Origin of the sequence: Paenibacillus sp. EKM206P, from assembly GCF_011066155.1 — a bacterium.
GTDB classification, from domain to species: Bacteria; Bacillota; Bacilli; order Paenibacillales; family Paenibacillaceae; genus Paenibacillus; species Paenibacillus polymyxa_D.
Genome location: NZ_JAAMNQ010000005.1, coordinates 21,376 through 40,638 on the forward strand (window position 1 = coordinate 21,376; position 19,263 = coordinate 40,638).

Here is a 19,263-nt window from a genome sequence, read left to right on the forward strand (position 1 = left end):
GGGGTACAGAAATGTGGAAATTTACACTGCGTCGGCTACTGGTTATGATCCCTCAACTTTTTGCACTGAGCGTGCTTATATTTTTCCTGGCTAAGGCTATGCCGGGGGATGCCCTGACAGGACTTATTACTTCGACACCCAATCTGAATCCGGCCGCACTGGAAGAGCAGCGACAAAGACTGGGACTGAATGACCCGGTGTGGATGCAGTATGGGAACTGGCTCGTCCAGCTTGCTCACGGGGATCTGGGCAAATCTTATGTACATAAAATTAGCGTTACCGATCTGATTGGCAGCCGTCTGGGGAACACGTTCTTTCTGGGCGTAGTCATTCTGGTTCTGACGTATCTGATCGCCATCCCGCTCGGCGTACTCAGCGGTCGTTATCAGCATAGTCTGCTGGACAAAACCGTAGTGGGCTATACCTATCTCAGCTTTGCGACACCTCTATTTATACTCGCGTTGCTGCTGCTGTATGTATTCGGCTTCAGGCTCGGCTGGTTTCCAACCAGCGGCAGTGTGGATGTAGGTGTGGAGCCGGGGGCATGGTCATATTACGTGAACAAGTCGTATCATCTCATTTTACCGGCGGTTACAGGCGCATTGCTCAGTACAACGGCTACGATTCAGTATTTGCGCAATGAGGTCATTGACACAAGACTGAAGGATTTTGTGAAAACAGCGCGTTCCAAAGGGGTGCCCGAAGGTAAAATTTATTCCCGACATATTTTCAAAAACTCTCTATTGCCGATTGCTGCCTTTTTGGGCTATGACCTGACGGGAGTCATTGCAGGCAACATTTTTCTTGAATCTATTTTCGGTTATCCGGGGTTGGGCCAATTATTTCTTCAGTCCATCACTCAACGGGACTTTTCAGTCGTGAACGCGCTGGTCATGATTTCTGGCTTCTTGGCACTATTAGGGACCCTTTTATCTGATGTCATCCTGAGCAAGGTCGATCCCCGCATTCGAATTGAATAGCGAACAAGTCTAGAGAAAGGGAGGGATTATGGTGTCTATACAGGTGGAGGAGGTCTTCACGCCGGAAATCATTCATAAATCACCATCCAGTTGGTCTGTACTGCGTCGTGAGCTGGTGCGTGACAAAATGGCCTTGGTTTCCATTGGCTTTGTGATTCTGTTCTTGATCTTTATATATGCCTCTGTCCTGTTTGTAAATCAGGATGTAGTCACGACGGTCGATTTGGGCGCGATTCGTGAAGCTCCAGGCTCAGTGCATTGGCTGGGGACAGATCGAGCGGGCAGAGATATTTTCGGCCAACTGGTCATTGGAGCCCGCAATTCCTTCACTATTGGCTTTACGATTACATTGTTATCCGCCGCTATTGGCTTAACATTAGGTTTACTGGCTGGTTTTTATGGGGGAATGGTCGATAACATCATCATGCGAATCATTGATTTTATCCTGGTGCTTCCATTCTTGATGCTGGTTATCGTATTTGTCAGCATTGTACCCAAAAGCGGCATAGGGTCCTTTATTTTTATCATGACTGCCTTTTTATGGATTGGAAAAGCACGCCTGATCCGGGCCAAAGTGTTGTCGGAGCGCGAACTGGATTATGTGCAGGCTTCCAAAACCCTTGGCACACCCAATTGGAAAATCATCTGGTTTGGCGTGCTGCCCAATCTTAGCTCGGTCGTGATCGTCAATCTGACCCTCAGTCTCGCGGGAAATATCGGGATTGAGACCGGGCTTTCTTATCTCGGCTTTGGCTTACCGGAATCTACGCCAAGCTTGGGTACACTGGTGAGTTATGCCAATGACCCGGATGTTTTGCAGAATAGCTGGTGGATGTGGTTACCTGCCTCACTGCTTATTTTGGTGTTAATGCTGGCGATTAACTTTATTGGCCAGGCGCTCAAACGCGCCACGGATGCCAGACAACGATTGGGTTAACTGAAGTTCAAGGATAAGGACAATGACAAGGAGGGATTTACAATGGTTAAACACTGGAAAAAAGGGATTCTGCCTGTTCTATCTGCAATTTTAGTACTTTCATTGGCGGCATGCAGCGGTTCGCCTTCCGCTTCAAATGGAGGGAAATCGTCTGACGGTACAGGCGGCTCAGGGTCCGACAGCAAACAGGTGAATGCGACAGCGCTGGCGAAGGCGGTCAAGAACGATAAGGCACCGATTAAGGGTGGCATCATCAATTATGCACTCGTGTCTGATACCCCCTTTGAAGGCATTCTGAATCCTGTATTTTATGATGGCAATCCTGATTTTGAAGTCTTCCAGTTTTTTTACCCTTCTATGTTTTCGATTGACTCCAATCTGAATATTGACAATAAAGGGGCGGCGACGATTTCCTTTTCTCCAGACAATAAGGCGGTGACTGTGAAAATTGATCCCAAACTGAACTGGACGGATGGTAATCCCGTAACGGCGGAGGACTATGCTTTTTCCTATGAAGTGATCGGTCATAAAGACTACGAAGGTCCGCGTTATGATAGTTTTATGACGAATATTATGGGTATGGAAGATTATCACTCGGGTAAGGCCAAAACCATTTCTGGCATCAAAGTGCTCAATGAGAAAGAGGTTACCATTCATTTCAAGGAACCTAATCCTTCGGTGAAATCGGGACTTTGGTCTACCCCCCTGGAGAAAAAGGTGTTTCAGAATATCCCCGTGAAAGATATGGCCGGATCAGACCCTGTCCGTAAAAATCCGATTGGCTATGGGCCGTTCAAAATTAAATCCATGGTTACAGGTGAATCTGTGGAATTTGTCAAAAATGAGGATTATTTTCACGGTGTACCCAAGCTGGATGGCCTTCATCTGAAGGTGGTGAACCCGAATGTCATTACCGAGGCGCTGAAAAGTGGAGAAGTCGACTGGGCCAGCTATCCAACCACCCGTTACAATGAGGCCAGCAATCCGAAAAATGTACAGTTTCTCGGTCAGGAGGAATTATCTTATAGCTATGTAGGCTTTAAGATGGGCAAATTCGATCAGGCCAAGAGTCTAAATATCATGGACCCGAACGCCAAGCTGGCGAACAAGTCATTACGTCAGGCCCTCGGCTATGCGCTGAATAACGAGCAGGTTGGCAAGCAGCTCTATCATGGGCTTCGGACTCCTGCGACATCCTTGGTCCCGCCCGCCTTTAAGGGATATCATGATGTGAATGCGAAGGGCATTGCGTATGATCCGGACAAGGCAAAAAAGCTGCTGGACGAGGCAGGGTATGTGGACACCAATGGAGATGGATACCGTGAGGACCCTAAGGGCAAGGAACTGGTGCTCCATTATGCGGCAATGAGCGGGGATGCGACAGCCGAATCGCTGGCGAAGTTTTATTTGCAAAATTGGAAGGATGTCGGGCTTCATGTCGAGCTGGTGGACGGTCGTCTGCTTGAGTTCAATTCTTTCTATGACCGTGTGCAGAAGGATGACCCTGGCATTGATATTTTTGGCGGCGCATGGAGTACAGGTACAGATGTAAACCCTAGTGGGCTGTATGGACGCGGAGCCAGCTTTAACTACTCGCGCTTTACCAGTGAAGAGAATGATAAGCTGTTGCAGGAAGGGGTGTCTGTGAAAGCCTTTGACGACAATTATCGTAAAGATATATACAATCAGTGGCAGGCGTATATGAGCGAGGAGGCACCCATTGTACCGACGTTATTCCGTTACTCGTTGGAGGCAGTGAATAATCGGGTAGCCAATTACGATATTACCCGTGGCAAGGAGTATGATGCAGATACGTTTGCGAATATTACGTTGACTGCGGAAAAAGCAGAAGTAGCCCAATAATCTAAAAAAAGCGCAATAACCTGAAGAAGAAGCGCGAACCGGTTTGATCCGATTTTGCGCTTCTTTTGACCTTTTATGCAATCATTCTGGGGATTCTCGAAGGGAGAGAAGGAAGACGGAGATACGTCAGCTTCAATACTTCATTGCGGTATGCGAGGAACTGCATTTTACGAAAGCTTCGGAAAAGATCGGAATCTCCCAACCCACACTTAGCTTGCAAATTAAGGCGTTGGAAGAGGAATTGGGCATGACTCTTTTTGACCGTGCAGGCAAGAAAATTAAGATGACAGATGCCGGGAAATTGTTGCTGCAACACAGTGCACATGCGCTCAAGGATTTACAGCAAGCAAAGGCTTCCATTGAGGAGTTGCGCACCGAGCAACGCGGGAGTTTGCGGATTGGTATCGCATTACCGGAGCTGGAGGAACCATTACAAGAAATGTTTATCCATTTTCATCAGTCATTTCCTAGAGTCAGCTTGCACATCCATCCATCATTTGATGTCACAGAACAGCTGCTGGATAACCGAGTGGATGTTGGCATCACGCTGCATTCGGGTACGGATGAAAGGCTTGTCCAGCTTCCTCTTCGTACGGAGAACTACTGTCTTGTTGTTCCGGTAGAGCATGTGTTTTCCAACCGTTCTTCCATTACGCTGGACGAATTGAGGCATGTACCCTGGGGGATGCAGCCAGAGTGTCATCCCGGCAGGAAACTGATTGAGAAGTGCTTCCGTGATCACGGGTATCCCTTTGCAACTGTCTTGGAGACCAATTCCATACCTTCCATCCTGCGCTGGGTGCAGGATGGACTTGCCGTAACCCTACAGACGGAGTCCCTTGCAACAGAATTGGATCACTCACAATTTTGCACTGTACCTATTTTGTGCGACGTGCTCCAGGGTCAGCTAGAGCTGGTTTATCGGTCTGGCCGTTATCAGGGAGAAGCGTTGAAGCAATTGATTAAAGAGATACAAGCTGTACTAACCGTGCGTTCCAACTAGTGGCAACCCTGATGAGTATCACGAGCTTTAATGTGTACGAACTTCCAGCCTGCGTGCAATCAGTGACATACTGTAATTGACAGCAAAGTACAGGAAAGCTGCGAACAGCAGGGCTGGAATGACAAAGGATTGATTTTGCCCACCGACAATCTGAATATTATGCGTCAGCTCCGGCAAACTGATAATGACAGCCAGTGAGGTATCCTTGAATAGGGAAATGAACTGGCTGACAATCGGGGGCACCATGCGACGAAGCGCTTGGGGCAGAATGATATGCCATAAGGTTTGAGAATAGCTTAGACCAGAGGAACGTGCGGCTTCCACCTGTCCTTTATGGACCGAATTCAGACCGCTACGCACAATCTCGGCAATCATGGCTCCCTCGAAGATCGACAGGCCTGTAATGGCTGCCCACTTGAGGGAAATGGAAAGACCGATAGATGGTAAAACCATGCCGATGAAGAAAATAATGAGCAATAATGGAAGATTGCGAATGAGATCAATGATAAAGGCTGCAACCTGTGAAATGACAGGTAAGCGGGTATAGCGCAGGATGCCGAACATGATACCGAGAGTGAAGCTGAACACGATAGAGTAAATAGCAACCTCCAGCGTGAGCAGGAAGCCCTCCAGTATAAAACGCACATTAGGCCACACAAACAATCCACCGAAATCCATACAGGCTTCCCTCCTTAGGATGTTTTGGACAGACGCCGTTCCATGTACAGTACAAGAAAGCTAAGCGGAACTGTCAAGATAAGATACAACAACGCCGTGATGGCGTAGACTGTGATGGGCAGGAAGGTATCCGAGTTAATGAGGTCCGAGTAATACATGAGGTCCAGTCCGGCCACAATAGCCAGCACGGAAGAGTTTTTGACCAGATTAATGAATTGGTTGCCGATCGCAGGCAGTACAATTTTGATGGCTTGCGGTAAAATAATGCTGATCATCGTCTGGTTGTAACTCAACCCGGAAGACCTTGCCGCTTCAAATTGCCCCTTGGGCACAGATTGAATGCCGGCACGTATGGCTTCAGCAATAAAGGAGGCTGTGTATACGGTCAATCCAAGCGTTCCAGATACGAATCCGTCCAAAGGGATGCCCAAAGTGGGAAGCCCGAGATAAAAAAACAGCACGACGATCAGCAATGGGATATTGCGGATGACCTCTACATAGACGGTACCGATCCAGTTTAGCCATTTAAAAGGCGCAATTCGGAGGATGGCAATAATAGCCCCCAGAATAAAGCTTCCGATCAAGGCAATGACACTAGCTTGAACGGTATGAAGCAAGCCTTCTCTGAAACGGTCGCTATGATCGAAAAGTACGTTGATATCAAAAGTAAGCATCTACAGGTATACCTCCTTATCCAGACTTAAGAAAGGAAGGAGCTCGCAATCGCGGCTCCTTCACAAGAATACTATTCGGGCTTAACCCCAAGCCATTGCTCGTGGAGCTTATCGTATTCACCGTTGCTTTTCAGTTCCTTGATCGTATCATTAATGGCTTGTAGCAGTTCGGTTTGTCCCTTCTTTACTGCAATGCCGTAAGGTTCCTCTGTGAAGTTCCCGCCTACAAGAATATAATTTGGATCTTGTTTCTGCATGCCGAGCAGAATAGAGTTATCGGTAGTTAACGCTTCTCCTTTACCTGCTTTGAGGGCATTGAAAGCATCCTGATAGTTTTCGAATTCTAATATCGTCGCTTCTGGTGCTTTTTCACGGATATTTTTGGCGGAAGTAGAGCCTTTCACGGCGAGCACCTTGGTATTCGGGGTCAGGGACTCCAGCCCGGTGATGGGGCTCCCCTTTTTCACGAGTAGAGATTGCCCGGCGTTAAAATAGACGTCGCTAAAATCAACCTGCTTTTTACGTTCATCCGAAATGGTCATCGTCGCGATAATGGCGTCGATGTCCCCGTTTTGCAATAAGGTGATTCGTGTTTTGGACGTGACTTCTTTTAGTTCAAGTTTGGTTTCATCGCCAAAAATATGTTTGGCTACAGCCTTGGCGATGTCGATATCAAAACCTTCTACTTTTCCGCTAGCCGGGTCTTTCAGTCCGAACAGCTTGGTATCGTATTTCACACCAATGACTAGTTTGCCACGCTGTTTGATCGCTTCCAGTCCGTTGGCTGCTGCCGGCTCATTTCCCGACGTTGCCGCTCCTTCTTTGCCTCCGCAGCCTGCCAAGACGAGCAGACAAGATAAAGCTACCAGCACCAAAGTACTCCATTGAAATCTTTTTCTCATCAGAACATTCCCCTTTCGATTTACGCTACATTGGTAAGTCTGTTTAATGATGAATCAGACGGCTCAGGAACAGGCGGGCCCGTTCTTCACCCGGATTCTGAAAAAATTCGGCAGGTTGGCCGTCTTCCAAAATCTGTCCTTTGTCCATAAAAATCACGCGGTCCGCCACTTCACGTGCAAAGCCCATTTCATGAGTGACAATGACCATTGTGATGCCCTGATGGGCGAGCGAGCGCATAACATCCAGTACCTCTCCGATCGTTTCGGGATCAAGAGCTGAGGTAGGCTCGTCAAACAACATAATTTTTGGATTCATCGCGAGCCCGCGGGCGATCGCGACCCGCTGCTGCTGTCCACCAGACAATTGGGCGGGGTAGCTCTGTGCCTTTTCCTCGATTCCGACGCGCTTTAGATAAGTGATGGCTGTTTGAGTAGCTTCTTCTTTCGAGATGCCCAGTACCTTCATAGGTGCCAGTACAATGTTTTCAATTACCTTTTTGTGGGGATACAGATTGAAATGCTGGAACACCATTCCGATATTGCGACGGAAGGCATTAATATCAATCTTTTTGTCATGTACAGGGATCTCGTTAACGATCAGTTCCCCATCCGATATCGTTTCCAGACGATTGATGCAGCGAAGCAGGGTGCTTTTACCCGAGCCGGAGGGACCGATGATGACGACGACCTCGCCCTCCTTAATCTGAAGATTAATGTCTTTGAGTACATGAAAGTGACCGTAATGCTTGTTGACATTGCGAAACTGGATCAGAGAGCTCACCCCTTTTAGGCTTGGATACATAGCTTAGTAGACGGATTGACATGACCAAGCTCTATTAGAATTTAAAAATTTCTCTCATGATACTATAAGCTTACAATAAAAAACAAGATTTTATGTCATAAAACTTCACGTGTAATGTATTTTGGTGTGATTTTTACTAGTGAACTATTATTTATATGATGAAAATGAGTAAACATCCGTATTTTTATGTTATTAAATTTCACATAAATTATTGATCCCCGACAAGCCAAGGGAGAAACGTGACAAAAGCAACGCTATGTTTTACAGTAGGGAAGAAGGAATTTAGGGTAAAGGAAGGTTAGACAATGACGAAAGCTATTTCACCGCTAGTCACGGCATTGGGCATGGAGCCCCATCCAGAAGGCGGCTGGTACAAAGAGATGTGGAAGGCCAATTTTCAAATTCCGAAGCCTGTATTGCCGGATGTATATTCTGGTCCGCGCTTTGCAGCTTCGTCTACGTATTTCTTGCTGCATCCGGGTGAGTTCTCCGAGTGGCATGTGGTCCATTCTGATGAGCTGTGGTTATATCATAGCGGAAGCCCTGTAGAGTTGAAATTGGGTGGAAGCGGAGAAGAGCCTGGTGAAGAAACTGTGATTATTGTTGGTGCAGATGTGGAGGCAGGACAGCATCCACAAGCACTCGTCCCAGGAGCAGTATGGCAAACGGCACGTCCGCTTGGGGATGAGCCCGTACTGGTAACCTGTGTGGTTGCACCAGGATTCCACTTTGATGATTTCAAGTTGATTGCCAAGAATCCAACTGAATCGTAATGTGAACATTGGCGGGTGTATTTCTGTAAATGAACAGGAATGGCCCGCCTGATTTATTTTTACTCATAAAAATAGGCGCTTTAATGGCTTTAGGTGCTTAGTTTGGCCTGAACAATGAGACGATGGGTGGGATTTATGAGAGGGTCACATGTAATCAGGGTGAGCAGCTTTTGTTTTTTGAAGCTTTTCAGAACAGACACGTCCGTAGGATCGACCATCTTCAGGCTATAAACGCTATATACATATTGGTTACCCCGAGTGTTAACAACAATCTTATCCCCGATCTTCAATTCATTTAGACGATTAAATAAACGTCCAGAGGTGCGGGCTCGATGAGCAGCAACGGCGGCATTCCCCGCCTGTCCCAGCGTCCCCGTTTCCGGCATATGTACAGCCGCGTGTCTCATATTTATCCTCGTTGCGCCTTCCAATACAGGGAGCTTTAAAGCAATACGACTTATACTAATAGTGGCTATGGGAGTTTGTTCATTAGCGCTTCCAATGGTAACAGGGGGTGTGGAAGTATTTTGTCGTGCTTCACGAGCCGGGACTTCCGTAAGAGTAGTGGACAAGCGAGCATAGCTGTCCGTAAGACTGGGGGGCCATAGCGCATCGCTTTTTCCTGATGGTAGTTCTGCTGCTTTTAATAGCTTGCTTTGTTCCCGATCCTCATTCCATTCCGTCGCTTTAGGAAACAAAATAAAAAGTAAGCCTAACAAAATAAATACGTAGGAAAGTTTACGCAGACTCAGCAATCTCGCCTCCCCTAAGCAAAGTACGGATTATACATATTTTTTTGAAAAATGCCCCATTCCCGGCTCATTCCAATCGGAAATGGAATGAGGCGAGAGATCAGGGCAGGTGATCCATTTTATTTTTTGTTCGTCCGTGTGAATTTCAACAATACGCCCCACATAACCAACGCTATGCCTGTCAAATAGAACGGAACGGGGCTGCTTTCACCTGTTTGGGGCAACTGATGTACCGCAGGTGGATCCTCTGGCTCTTCTGGCTCTTTCCCGGGAACCTTGACACGGATCTTAGGTTTGGGATCGTCTTTCGAATCCACCGGAGGAGAAGGATCTTGATGAGGCATGACGGCTGGCGGCTCCGGCGGTATAGGTGCAGGTTCCTCCTGTAGAAGGGCTATGTCCTCCGGAGACATTGGGAATGACGGAGGAACGGTTACAGACGGAGTATCGGGTATTTCCGGATCTCTGTCATGTTTCTTACCTGAGCCTCCAGACGGGGGTGACGGGTCTGGATGAGTAGGCGTTCCTGGTTCGTTTTTCTTTTCTTTACGGTTGGTGATCACAATCTTTTTTACACCAGAGCTTTGTCGCAGTGTTGCGTCTATTTTGATCTCAAGCTTGCTCTCGGTGATTTTATAGCCCTCCGGTGCTGCCAATTCCTCCAAGATGTAATCGTCATGAAGCAAGGAGGAAAAGATGATTTTGCCTTCCTGATTGGTGGTCTGAATGAGAGGGGCTCTTTTTTGACCTTTATCATAGAGTGCAAACTGTGCGCCAGGCAGTACCTTCTCAGGCATATCCTGGTCTACCTTGGTCAACTCAAGACTTTCGGTCACACCCCCGCCGGAACCGGAGCCGGAAGACGTTCGTACGATGATTTCCTGGCTGGTTTCCCGTATCTCTGTCGTCAAGCGATCCCCCTCAAAGGCAACCTTATTACTCACTTTGGCTTTGTCCTCAGCATGAATGAATGATTGGTATTCAAGAATAAAAGCAGAGGAAATATCCTTGGCAAAAGCAAGTTCAAAAGTTTGCTGGCCTTGAGCATCTGTTTTGATATACAGCTTGTAATCTTGGTTTCTAATCAACTCGGTGCCCTTGGTGGTATTTCCGTTGGCAGCGATGATTGTAGAGTACAAATGAAAGGAATCCTCGATTAAGATTTGATTGCTGCTAGGCTGATCTATAATTTTAGCGTTGGATACATGTGACTGTCCTTCATTGATGCGGATGCTCCAGTCGATCTTATTTCCATTTTGTGTACCGACTTTAGATACATATTCTCCACCATGAGGTACCGTGACTTGCGCTGCCCATTTGGAGACTGTTTTTTGTCCATCCAGTAGAAGGGCTTGATTATGAATTTCCTTGTCAATCAGTTCTCCTTCCAATGAAGTTTGAAAGGTAATCCAGTAGGGAGTCTGTATCTGCTCCTTGAACTGGATACGCAATTCATTCCCATTTTGCTCGGAGGGAGGGATAATGGTGTATTGATCTGCCGGGATTTCAGCCCCTTTTTGTACGCCATCCCACCATCCCAGCAAGGTCATATCGTGTACTTTCACGGAGCCGGGCAGTAACTTCTGACCTTGCAGCAAGGGGTCTCTCACTTCCGCGTGGTTTAGGATCTTGCGATTGTAGTTGGCTTTAATGTCCCAGGTAATGAGCTTGGAGGTCGCATTATAGCTTCCTTGCTTGGCACCGTTTCGTTGTGTCATAAAGTCCGGCCAGATCGGGCACTCCACGGCATGCGATGATGTTTCTCCGTCTTCAAACTGGTATTCTATAATGGATTTATTACGAAACTCAGGCTTCGTCGTATCCGTTTTCCAGTCATTGTTATAGGTGGTTGAATACTTGATCGTATAAGCTTTATGAATGGTTTTATGAAATTTGAGCGTAAATCCTTGTTTATAGTCCTGTGATAGCGGAATCAGCTCATAATCCGTGGGGGCACGTAGCTCCGTTGTTCCGTCAACAGTTTGAATTTTCAGGGTGTCCGGCAACAAGGCCAAGCCCCCGTTTGGAAACACATCGTGAATGACAATATTTTTCATGGTGTACAAGTCTGTATTAATGGTAATCACCCAAGGTATGATTTTGGTGTTGTAATTGGGTGTGTCATACATTTTAGTCATAACTCCGCTTGTGATTTCTGTCGATACGATCTTCTGGATTCCATCTGAGGTTATGATGTTTATAACTTTTCCATTTTCATAGACACGGCCTCTGGCTTGAGTCTGGTATCGGATGGTATAGGCTGAATCTACGTCAAAGTTAAATTGAAGTTTGAAGCCGTTGCGGTCCGGATAATCAACTGGGATGACAGTATACGCCCACGATGGGAGTTCCTCCAGCGTGTTTCCTTTAAATACTTTCAAGGAACCGGGTAGCAATTCTTGAGTTTTGTTGAAATGATCAATTAAAAGAGCTTTGGCTTCGGGGATTTTTGTCTCGCCGAAGTTGTATCGTATGGCCCACGAGAGTGTTTGTGTGGCATGATCATATTTTTCAACCTTTTTGGACAAAAACTCACCACGTTCTACCTGAACAGTACCGGTAGCAGCAACGTTCTCTATCGCATCTCCTGAAAGCGTTGCTGTGTTGGAAAAACGAGTTTCGTCGCCAGTAATGCGCGTGGAATATTGAATCTGGTAGGCCGTGTTCATGCTATCGTCTTGAAAACGAATCACAAACCCTGTCCCGGCCTGATCTGCTTCAATGGCATATTCACTCGCATTTACTAGGTCTCGAACAACGGTCGATCCGTCGATATTGACTTGGAGATGATAGAGCCGGATAGAGTCTCTTCTGAGTTCCAGTCCTAAAGGAATTGGATCGGTGATGAAGGCATGCTTTACGGTGTTTAGCTGTTTGTTCACATCAATGGTCCAGTCGATCTGATTTGTGCCAGCTAGTTTCCCTTGTTTGCTTAGGGACGGCCCTGACTGGGGCTTTACATTCACGATGACCGTTTGCACCCCGCCTTTGATCGGAATCGCAATGATGACCTCTGTACTACCTTTCACTATTTCTTTTGTAAACTCGGTTTTGATTTGCAGTTTGCCGCTGACATTGGAATGAGTCTCTACATATGGGTTAAAGGTCATGATCACCTTGCCCTGACGATCTACTGTGAAGTATCCCACGGTTCCGTCGGTAGTGACTAACGGAGATGAGATATCAGTGTAGATGACAAACTGTTCTGGTAAGTGAAAGGTGAAAGTGTCTCCTGACTTATAGGTATTGTCAGGAAGCTCCCATTCATAGCCTAGTTGGATGGCTGATCCGATGTCGAATTGGCTGTCGGGACTATATACTGCATCAATGACATGCCCTGATTCGTCGGTCAGGCTCAACTTCGTTAGTATGCTCTGCGGAGTTGCATCATGTTGAGATTTTGAACTGACTGCTCCTTGAACGAAGGGGGGCGTATTTGAAGGAATCTCCCTGGGAGGTTCAAGGTTTGGGACACCGTATACAGTATCCGTAACGGTATGTGTAGGATCGGATACAGCACTCTGCGGCAGTTCTGGGGCTGGAGCATCTGCGTAAGCCAGTGTTGCGTTGAAAAAGCTTTGGACAATGAGCAATAAGGCAATGATCATTACATTTATTTTTGTTCTCATGCTCCAAGTGATTCTCCTATTCATCGTAATATGGCAATGCTTCGTTCGAAATTAGTATATTCAGCATGCTAGGCTGACATGACTATCCCAATAGAAAAAAAGCCCTGATCATAGCGATCAGGGCTTTTTTCGAGATAGGCATAGCAAATTGTGGTGGATCTATGTAAAAAAGGGCATAATAAAAAGCTCGTTCATCTGGTAGCTGGCTGCCATCCGGATAGGAAGGCCCTATAGTTTTGCGTCACTGCCTTTCGACAGCTTTGCCATTAACTTGAATAGCTTGTGCGTCTATCATCTATCAAACTGGTTTCATGTAACCTCTCATTTACAGCTTGGAACGGTTCCCCCACTTCTTGCGGAAGGAATGAGGTGTTTCTCCTACATGCTCCTTGAACAGGTTAATAAAATGGCTCGTATTGGGAATACCTACGTACCTTGCGATATCCACAATGGACATGTCACTGGTTTTAAGCCAGCTTTGAGCGGCCGTGATACGGACATTAATGAGATAATCAATCGGAGAGAAACCGATCTGCTTTTTGAAATTTTTAGCCAAATTAAACTTGTTTAATTCAAACATGTCTGCCAGCGAGTCCAGTGTTATTCGCTCACAGTAGGACTGATCCAAATATTGCTGTACCCGACGTACTTCGCTGAGGGTTTCAGCATTCACATGCTGGTGATCATAGGGATGCTGCAAGATGCACATCAGTATTTCACCAATGAGCCTGGACGTTAGCAGTTCAGCGGAAAGACTTCTGTCAGACTGCCCACAAATCAGAGCATGCAGTTTGTCCAATATAATATACGGATTATGCATGGATATTACCGGTTTATTATGCTTGGCAAATTGTTCGTAAAAGTTTCCGATCAGGTTGCCGTACAGGTATAAGCTGATAAACTCCCAGGCTTCATGACCGGAGGTGCTATATTGCACATACTCCTCACAATTAATAAAAAACAAATCATGAGGCTTTAAAATATATTTCTTGTCCCGGTATAGTAATTCTCCCTTACCAGACAACGTAAAAACAAGCAAAAAAGAGGCGAGTTCTTTTCTTTCCACCGTAAAAGCAGAAGTTTTTTGGAAGTAGCCTAATTCCTGAATATATAAAAGGGATTGCTTGGCAAAAGCGGAGGGAGTGCGCACAATTACGACAGGTTCGCCGTTCCAGAGGCCCTCGTTGTTTTTTTGGTCTGTTGTCATATTCAATTCCTTTACAAAGAAGCAATTTTATCTAGCTTATCTTGGTTTGATTTAACCAATATATAATGGCTGATTAAACATGATTTACTATATATAAAAGTTTATTTTATCACATGAAATATGTCTATATATCAAAATATGTTTGTAAGTTTTATAGAAGCCTCGCTCTTATGGACATCTAACCTGATCGTCCGTATAAAAGGTCGAATATTGTTGAAAGAATTCTGAGGTCATCATGGATTCAAATCCTTTCTGGGGTCAAAGATAGAATTAGTGCTGAAAAAGATATCTTACATGCCCATTCAACTTTTCCCTTCACTTCTCCTTTCGGTTTAAGAAATTTAGGACTTGGTTCTGATAAAATGGTTCGTAAGGCTTATTATTAAAAATGAGATTTTGGGCCTAGTGTTGTGATTTAGTTCACGAACATGAATGTAAAAAAGAGAGATATATGCATAAAAAATTACGCAAAAAGTGGCCTTACGCGTTTCATCAAGAGTGCTTTCAACTTTGGAAATGACACGGGCAATGATATGATGGGTAATACAGGTATAGTGCTTTACTTACTCGACAGTCAGTTTGGAGGATTACAGGATGGGAAAACCCAAAAATACGAAAACCGCAGCGGCTTGGTCGCTTGTTATTCTAGGGGCAGGCTTTGCAGCCACATTGCCCTTCCAGCAATATGGCTGGGCTCGTTTGTTAGCCGGAGCTTTTGAGGCAGGACTTGTAGGGGGACTGGCGGACTGGTTCGCTGTCACTGCTTTGTTCCGTCATCCGCTAGGCATTCCGATACCACATACCGCGCTGCTTCCTAAAAATAGGGACAAGCTCACAAATGCCTTGGTGAGTACGGTGGAAAATAACTTGCTAAACAAAGACAGCATCGCGTCTAAAATTGCAGATATTCGTTTGGCCGATTTGGTGCTGGGTGGTGTGGAAAAAGGTTTGCGCACGCCGGAGGCGGCGGCATCCATAGATGTTCTTGCCAAGCGGCTCGTCCAGTCGCTCCCGCTCGCGGAATTGGCTCCGGTCATCGTGGCAGAGCTCAAGCGGCAGATGACTGACTTTGACGCCGGACCGCTGCTGGAGGCGCTTGCTCGTCAGACCAGCGAGAAGGGTTATGATCGCCGCGCGCTGGATTACACGCTGGAACAAGCCGAGTCCTGGCTTTTGCGACCCGAAACGGGCTATACGCTGGGTACCTTAGGTATGCAGGCTGTCAGCGGTTTGCAGGTGAGCGGACTGATGCAGTTTGCCTTGAACGCATTCCTCGGCTATCTGAACGAAGAGCGTATGGGTGAAATGATTCGTCATTTTTTGCTGGATCAGGTAGCAGAACTGCAAAGGGAAGAGCACCCGCGCCGTCAGGCCGTGCTGGATGGTCTAAGAACACAGGTGACCCGATTGGCGACGAAAGATACGGTTCAGGAAGGGTTGAACGGCTGGAAGGATAGCCTTGTTGAAGCCTGGGAAGGTGATGCGTCGGTGCTGGGAAAAATGGAGGAACTGCGTATACGCTTATTGGACTACATGGAAGACGGAAGCTATGTGCAGACCTATATTTTACCGCTATTGGATCGAATGTTGACTGATTTAAGAGGGAATACCGAGCTGCTGGACAAGATTAATGTGCGAATTGTGGAAGGTATTACTGGACTGGTGGAAGCCAACCATAGTCGGATTGGTAACTTGGTGCGCGAAAATGTAGACAAAATGGATAACAAATCCCTGATTGCACTGATGGAGGACAAACTGGGACAGGATTTGCAGTGGATACGTATTAATGGCGCAGTTACAGGCTTCCTGATCGGCATTGTGCTGACAGGTATCCGTATGCTAATCCAATAGATCAGAAAAAGCTACAGATAGGGTTGTGGAAGCATGAGGCTTTGGCATGAACATTTAATCGACAAGTTACCCCGTCCGCAACTGCTGGGGCAACATCGTGAGTGCTGTGCCCTGCGCGGGAATGGGTGGGGCAAGCCACACGCCACGGTGAATTATGTGTTCGATTATCACCCCATGCTGCTGGTGCGCTATCATAGGCTCATTATGGACGAAATGAAAAGCAGAGGGTACAATGTTGACCCACTATGGGAACAGCCTTTGTATCGCGGTAAGCAGTGTGAGCCTTGGGAGGCAGAGCTGGGTGAGGAACTGGCAGGCGCGGGTGCATATGTGGAGCATGACGATGAGTATATGAAGGAGTGCCTGGATAACCTGGCTTCCAAGGGGATTTTAATAGAAATTGAAGTGACCTAAAAAAGACGGGCTGTGGTAGGTTCATCATTCAGATGAAGTGCCGCAAGCCCGCTTTTTTGATGCTTCAATGTTCATCGTTTGGGAGAGAATCGGGATATTAGATTACAGAATCCAGCGTGTGACCTTTTCCAGGGGTTGTCTGGATTTTTCACGTTTGGGTTCATGAGCGCGATAACCGAAGGCAGCAATGACTGAAATATCGAGCAGCCCGTTCTCCAGCAGTCCTTCTTCCTCCAAAATGGCATGCACCTGATCGTAGTTAAAACCCTCAATCGGACAGGAGTCAATACCGATCTGAGCCGCCGCGGTCATCATATTGCCTAAGGCAATATAGGTTTGCTTGGAAGCCCAGTCAAATAGCGTACGTTCGTTTTCCAGCAGGCGTTGACTTTCACCCTGGAAAATCTTATAGCGGCCTGGCAGTGAGGCAAATTCCTCCTCAGACATACCCTTAACCTCTTTATACATATACTCCACGTAAGGAGAATCATAACGAACATCCTTGCGCGCCAAAATCAGGATGACGTGGCTAGCCGCAGGAATCTGCTTTTGACCACCGCTGGAAACCGCAGCCAGCTTTTCTCTTAATGCCTGATTTTGTACAACTACAAACTGCCATGGTTCAAAACCGACGGAGCTTGGAGAAAGTCGCCCGGTTTCGAGAATGAACTGAAAATCCTCTTCCGGTATGATGCGATTGGGATCAAATTCTTTCGTGGCGTGCCTGAACAGAAAGGCGTCCAGAATTTCCTGTTTTTTAGCTGATGTATTAGACATAAAATGTACTCCTTTGGGTATGGGTTTAGTTGGTGCTCTATGGGTTTTCTGCTACTATAATGAGAGCTGATATCGAATATATAGTTATCATATAGAAAGTTTTTGCAGGGAACAAGTACGCACATATTTGTTCCTTGTCATACGTCTGGGGCTATTGGTTTACACATTCTACAGAAAGAAGGGTATACATGGCACAGGAGATGGAACATGCAGTTAGCGTTAATTTTGGATGTCCGGTAGCGAAAACCGTCGGGGTTATAGGCGGCAAATGGAAGGGAGTCATCTTGTATCATTTGACCACAGGACCGCGGCGCTATAACGAAATTCGACGGACCTTGCCCAATATTACACAGCGGATGCTAACCTTGCAGTTGCGCGAATTGGAGAGAGATGGCATTGTGCACCGTGAAATTTATAATGAGAACCCACCGCGTGTGGAATACTCGCTTACCCCGTTAGGAGATACGTTAAGGCCGTTGCTGGATTTTATGAGAGACTGGGGGATCTTCTATGGAGAACAGGGTTGCGAGCCTGTGACGACAACTTCCAAATCAGGCAAGCACTTTTGTTAAAGGGAATGAAGAAAGCCCGCCAGATGATTTCATAGAAGACGCATAAGAAATCATCTGGCGGGCGAAATAAGGTCGGTTTTACTTGGATAAAATGTACACTTATTTAAACTCGATGGCTTCGTTCATCTGCGCCCAGGCCGTTTCTCCAATGATGCCCAAGCGCCAGATAGCGATTCCTTTGAGGTCATAACGTTTGGCTAAACCGATCTTGGCGTTAACGGTGCTGTCTTTTTCGCTACCCATCGAAATCCCCAAAATGAGCTTGTCCCGCGAGGTTTCCTTCAAGGCCAGTTGGATGGCTTCATCCACTTTTTCCAAAGGCTCAGGTGTAGCCTTTTGTCCGTAATCATAAGCCATGATGATCAGATCGTCCGCCAGATTGCCCAGCGTTTTGTAGTCATAGCCAGAGTAAGAGCTGTTCAGCGGATGCAGAACGACGGTGAGCTTGAGCCCGGCCTGATGCGCTTTGGTCGATAGCTTTTTAATAAAGGTGTTGTAGTCTGAACGAGCTTTGGCTTTGTCGCCGCTCCAGCCCAATCCTTCCAGGTCTAGCGTAATGCCTTTAAATTGTTTGTCGGTGGCGGTGCTGACAATTTGGGAAATGGTTTGTTCTTGAAGCTGCGTATTTTCCAAAACTTTGGTCAGCTCGTGATTGCCATCTCCGGAATAGACCATCAGGTAAGGGGAAGTCCCCTGGCTGTCTGCCTCCTGCACAATGGACTCTGGCGTTACAGTTCCAGCGGCTTGAGGCCATTTGTATTCTTTGCCGTTTGTGGTAAATTGTCCGTTCGTATCAATTCGACTCCAGCCGAAGGCAACGACGTTAAAATCCGGTATTTTGGATTTTTGGTCAAAGGAAGACAGCGCATAGAAGCCTACTGTATACATCGATTCACGAGGCGATGTAATGGAGACCGTCCGTGTTCCCTGGTTCCAGTTCACCGTGGCTCCAAACTGCTGCCCGAAAAAGCCCAGCGGAATCATGGTGCTGCCGTGCACGGTTTGCGGAGCGGCTGTTAGTTGAACCGCTTGTCCGTCCACTGTGGCATTGCGGCTACCCATCTTTAGAATCACCTGCTTGGTAGCAGAATCTTGCGCTTTGGTAGCGGTGATGCTTTGGCTGGCTTGGTCCCATTTCACTGTAATGCCAAGAGCTTCAGAAATCGCACGAAAGGGAACCATGGTCGTGCCGTTCATCATGGCAGGTTGTACAGGGAACGGTAATGGATATCCGTCCAGCATAATGCTGATCTTGCCGGCTTCAGCTTGTGCCAAGGGGCTATAGATGCCCACTGTGGTACTCAGAAAAATAGCACTAGATAACAAAGCCTTATTTACGATTTTCATCCTATGATCTCCTATGCTCAATAGATTGCAATGCTATCATGTTAGAATCGTGAGGTATCTATCATTTTACCAAAAAAATGATAGAAAGGTGAATGTGAAATA

17 protein-coding genes and 1 riboswitch are annotated in these 19,263 nt (G+C 46.6%); of the genes, 8 read left to right on the forward strand and 9 right to left on the reverse strand.

Going from position 1 to position 19,263, the window contains the following annotated elements:
- Positions 1-11: 11 nt before the first annotated feature.
- The 4 genes from opp4B to G9G53_RS12420 are packed head-to-tail and all read left to right on the forward strand — an operon-like array spanning position 12 to position 4,783.
- Positions 12-980 carry an oligopeptide ABC transporter permease gene (opp4B, locus tag G9G53_RS12405; protein ID WP_029514667.1) on the forward strand — a complete coding sequence of 323 codons (969 nt, stop codon included), beginning with the start codon at positions 12-14 and terminating at the stop codon, positions 978-980.
- 28 nt (positions 981-1,008) lie between these two features.
- A complete protein-coding gene (locus tag G9G53_RS12410) occupies positions 1,009-1,917 on the forward strand; it encodes an ABC transporter permease (protein ID WP_029514668.1) in 909 nt (302 codons plus the stop codon).
- Positions 1,918-1,959: 42 nt separating this feature from the next.
- Positions 1,960-3,780, forward strand: coding sequence for an oligopeptide ABC transporter substrate-binding protein (gene opp4A, locus G9G53_RS12415; protein WP_165147903.1), 1,821 nt, complete (start codon positions 1,960-1,962; stop codon positions 3,778-3,780).
- Positions 3,781-3,823: 43 nt separating this feature from the next.
- Positions 3,824-4,783: a LysR family transcriptional regulator gene (locus tag G9G53_RS12420; protein WP_165147906.1), complete on the forward strand. Its 960-nt coding sequence runs from the start codon at positions 3,824-3,826 to the stop codon at positions 4,781-4,783.
- A gap of 27 nt (positions 4,784-4,810) precedes the next feature.
- On the opposite strand, the gene G9G53_RS12425 is transcribed toward G9G53_RS12420, so the two are convergent.
- The 4 genes from G9G53_RS12425 to G9G53_RS12440 form a co-directional block, all read right to left on the reverse strand.
- A complete protein-coding gene (locus G9G53_RS12425) occupies positions 4,811-5,461 on the reverse strand; it encodes an amino acid ABC transporter permease (protein WP_165147909.1) in 651 nt (216 codons plus the stop codon).
- Between the two features lie 14 nt (positions 5,462-5,475).
- Complete coding sequence (locus G9G53_RS12430) at positions 5,476-6,135, reverse strand: amino acid ABC transporter permease (RefSeq protein ID WP_023986681.1); 660 nt, start codon at positions 6,133-6,135, stop codon at positions 5,476-5,478.
- Between the two features lie 71 nt (positions 6,136-6,206).
- On the reverse strand, positions 6,207-7,037 hold the full coding sequence (locus G9G53_RS12435) for a transporter substrate-binding domain-containing protein (RefSeq protein WP_069010734.1): 831 nt from the start codon (positions 7,035-7,037) through the stop codon (positions 6,207-6,209).
- Positions 7,038-7,080: 43 nt separating this feature from the next.
- Entirely contained in the window at positions 7,081-7,818 is a 738-nt protein-coding gene (locus tag G9G53_RS12440; protein ID WP_081317548.1) for an amino acid ABC transporter ATP-binding protein, read from the reverse strand.
- A gap of 326 nt (positions 7,819-8,144) precedes the next feature.
- On the opposite strand from G9G53_RS12440, the gene G9G53_RS12445 reads away from it, so the two are divergent.
- Positions 8,145-8,612, forward strand: coding sequence for a cupin domain-containing protein (locus G9G53_RS12445; RefSeq protein WP_029514674.1), 468 nt, complete (start codon positions 8,145-8,147; stop codon positions 8,610-8,612).
- An 89-nt stretch (positions 8,613-8,701) separates the two neighbouring features.
- Here G9G53_RS12445 and G9G53_RS12450 read toward each other — a convergent pair whose 3' ends face one another.
- The 3 genes from G9G53_RS12450 to G9G53_RS12460 form a co-directional block, all read right to left on the reverse strand.
- Positions 8,702-9,367, reverse strand: coding sequence for a class D sortase (locus tag G9G53_RS12450; protein ID WP_029514675.1), 666 nt, complete (start codon positions 9,365-9,367; stop codon positions 8,702-8,704).
- Between the two features lie 116 nt (positions 9,368-9,483).
- Positions 9,484-12,993 carry a collagen binding domain-containing protein gene (locus G9G53_RS12455; RefSeq protein ID WP_029514676.1) on the reverse strand — a complete coding sequence of 1,170 codons (3,510 nt, stop codon included), beginning with the start codon at positions 12,991-12,993 and terminating at the stop codon, positions 9,484-9,486.
- Between the two features lie 194 nt (positions 12,994-13,187).
- Positions 13,188-13,268: riboswitch (cyclic di-GMP riboswitch) on the reverse strand.
- Between the two features lie 50 nt (positions 13,269-13,318).
- Positions 13,319-14,200, reverse strand: coding sequence for an AraC family transcriptional regulator (locus tag G9G53_RS12460; RefSeq protein WP_029514677.1), 882 nt, complete (start codon positions 14,198-14,200; stop codon positions 13,319-13,321).
- Positions 14,201-14,794: 594 nt separating this feature from the next.
- Here G9G53_RS12460 and G9G53_RS12465 point away from each other — a divergent pair.
- Together G9G53_RS12465 and G9G53_RS12470 are read left to right on the forward strand one after the other, a co-directional pair.
- Positions 14,795-16,051 carry a DUF445 domain-containing protein gene (locus tag G9G53_RS12465; protein ID WP_069290903.1) on the forward strand — a complete coding sequence of 419 codons (1,257 nt, stop codon included), beginning with the start codon at positions 14,795-14,797 and terminating at the stop codon, positions 16,049-16,051.
- 33 nt (positions 16,052-16,084) lie between these two features.
- On the forward strand, positions 16,085-16,465 hold the full coding sequence (locus G9G53_RS12470) for a TIGR02328 family protein (protein WP_029514679.1): 381 nt from the start codon (positions 16,085-16,087) through the stop codon (positions 16,463-16,465).
- A gap of 102 nt (positions 16,466-16,567) precedes the next feature.
- Here the strand turns inward: G9G53_RS12470 and G9G53_RS12475 are convergent, their stop codons facing one another.
- Positions 16,568-17,242: an NAD(P)H-dependent oxidoreductase gene (locus tag G9G53_RS12475; RefSeq protein ID WP_165147912.1), complete on the reverse strand. Its 675-nt coding sequence runs from the start codon at positions 17,240-17,242 to the stop codon at positions 16,568-16,570.
- A 188-nt stretch (positions 17,243-17,430) separates the two neighbouring features.
- Here G9G53_RS12475 and G9G53_RS12480 point away from each other — a divergent pair, with 188 nt between their 5' ends.
- The gene (locus G9G53_RS12480) at positions 17,431-17,814 is read left to right on the forward strand and encodes a winged helix-turn-helix transcriptional regulator (protein ID WP_023986690.1); all 384 of its coding nucleotides are present in this window, start codon (positions 17,431-17,433) and stop codon (positions 17,812-17,814) included.
- 99 nt (positions 17,815-17,913) lie between these two features.
- Here the strand turns inward: G9G53_RS12480 and G9G53_RS12485 are convergent, their stop codons facing one another.
- Complete coding sequence (locus G9G53_RS12485; protein WP_165147915.1) at positions 17,914-19,161, reverse strand: stalk domain-containing protein; 1,248 nt, start codon at positions 19,159-19,161, stop codon at positions 17,914-17,916.
- Positions 19,162-19,263 lie beyond the last annotated feature (102 nt).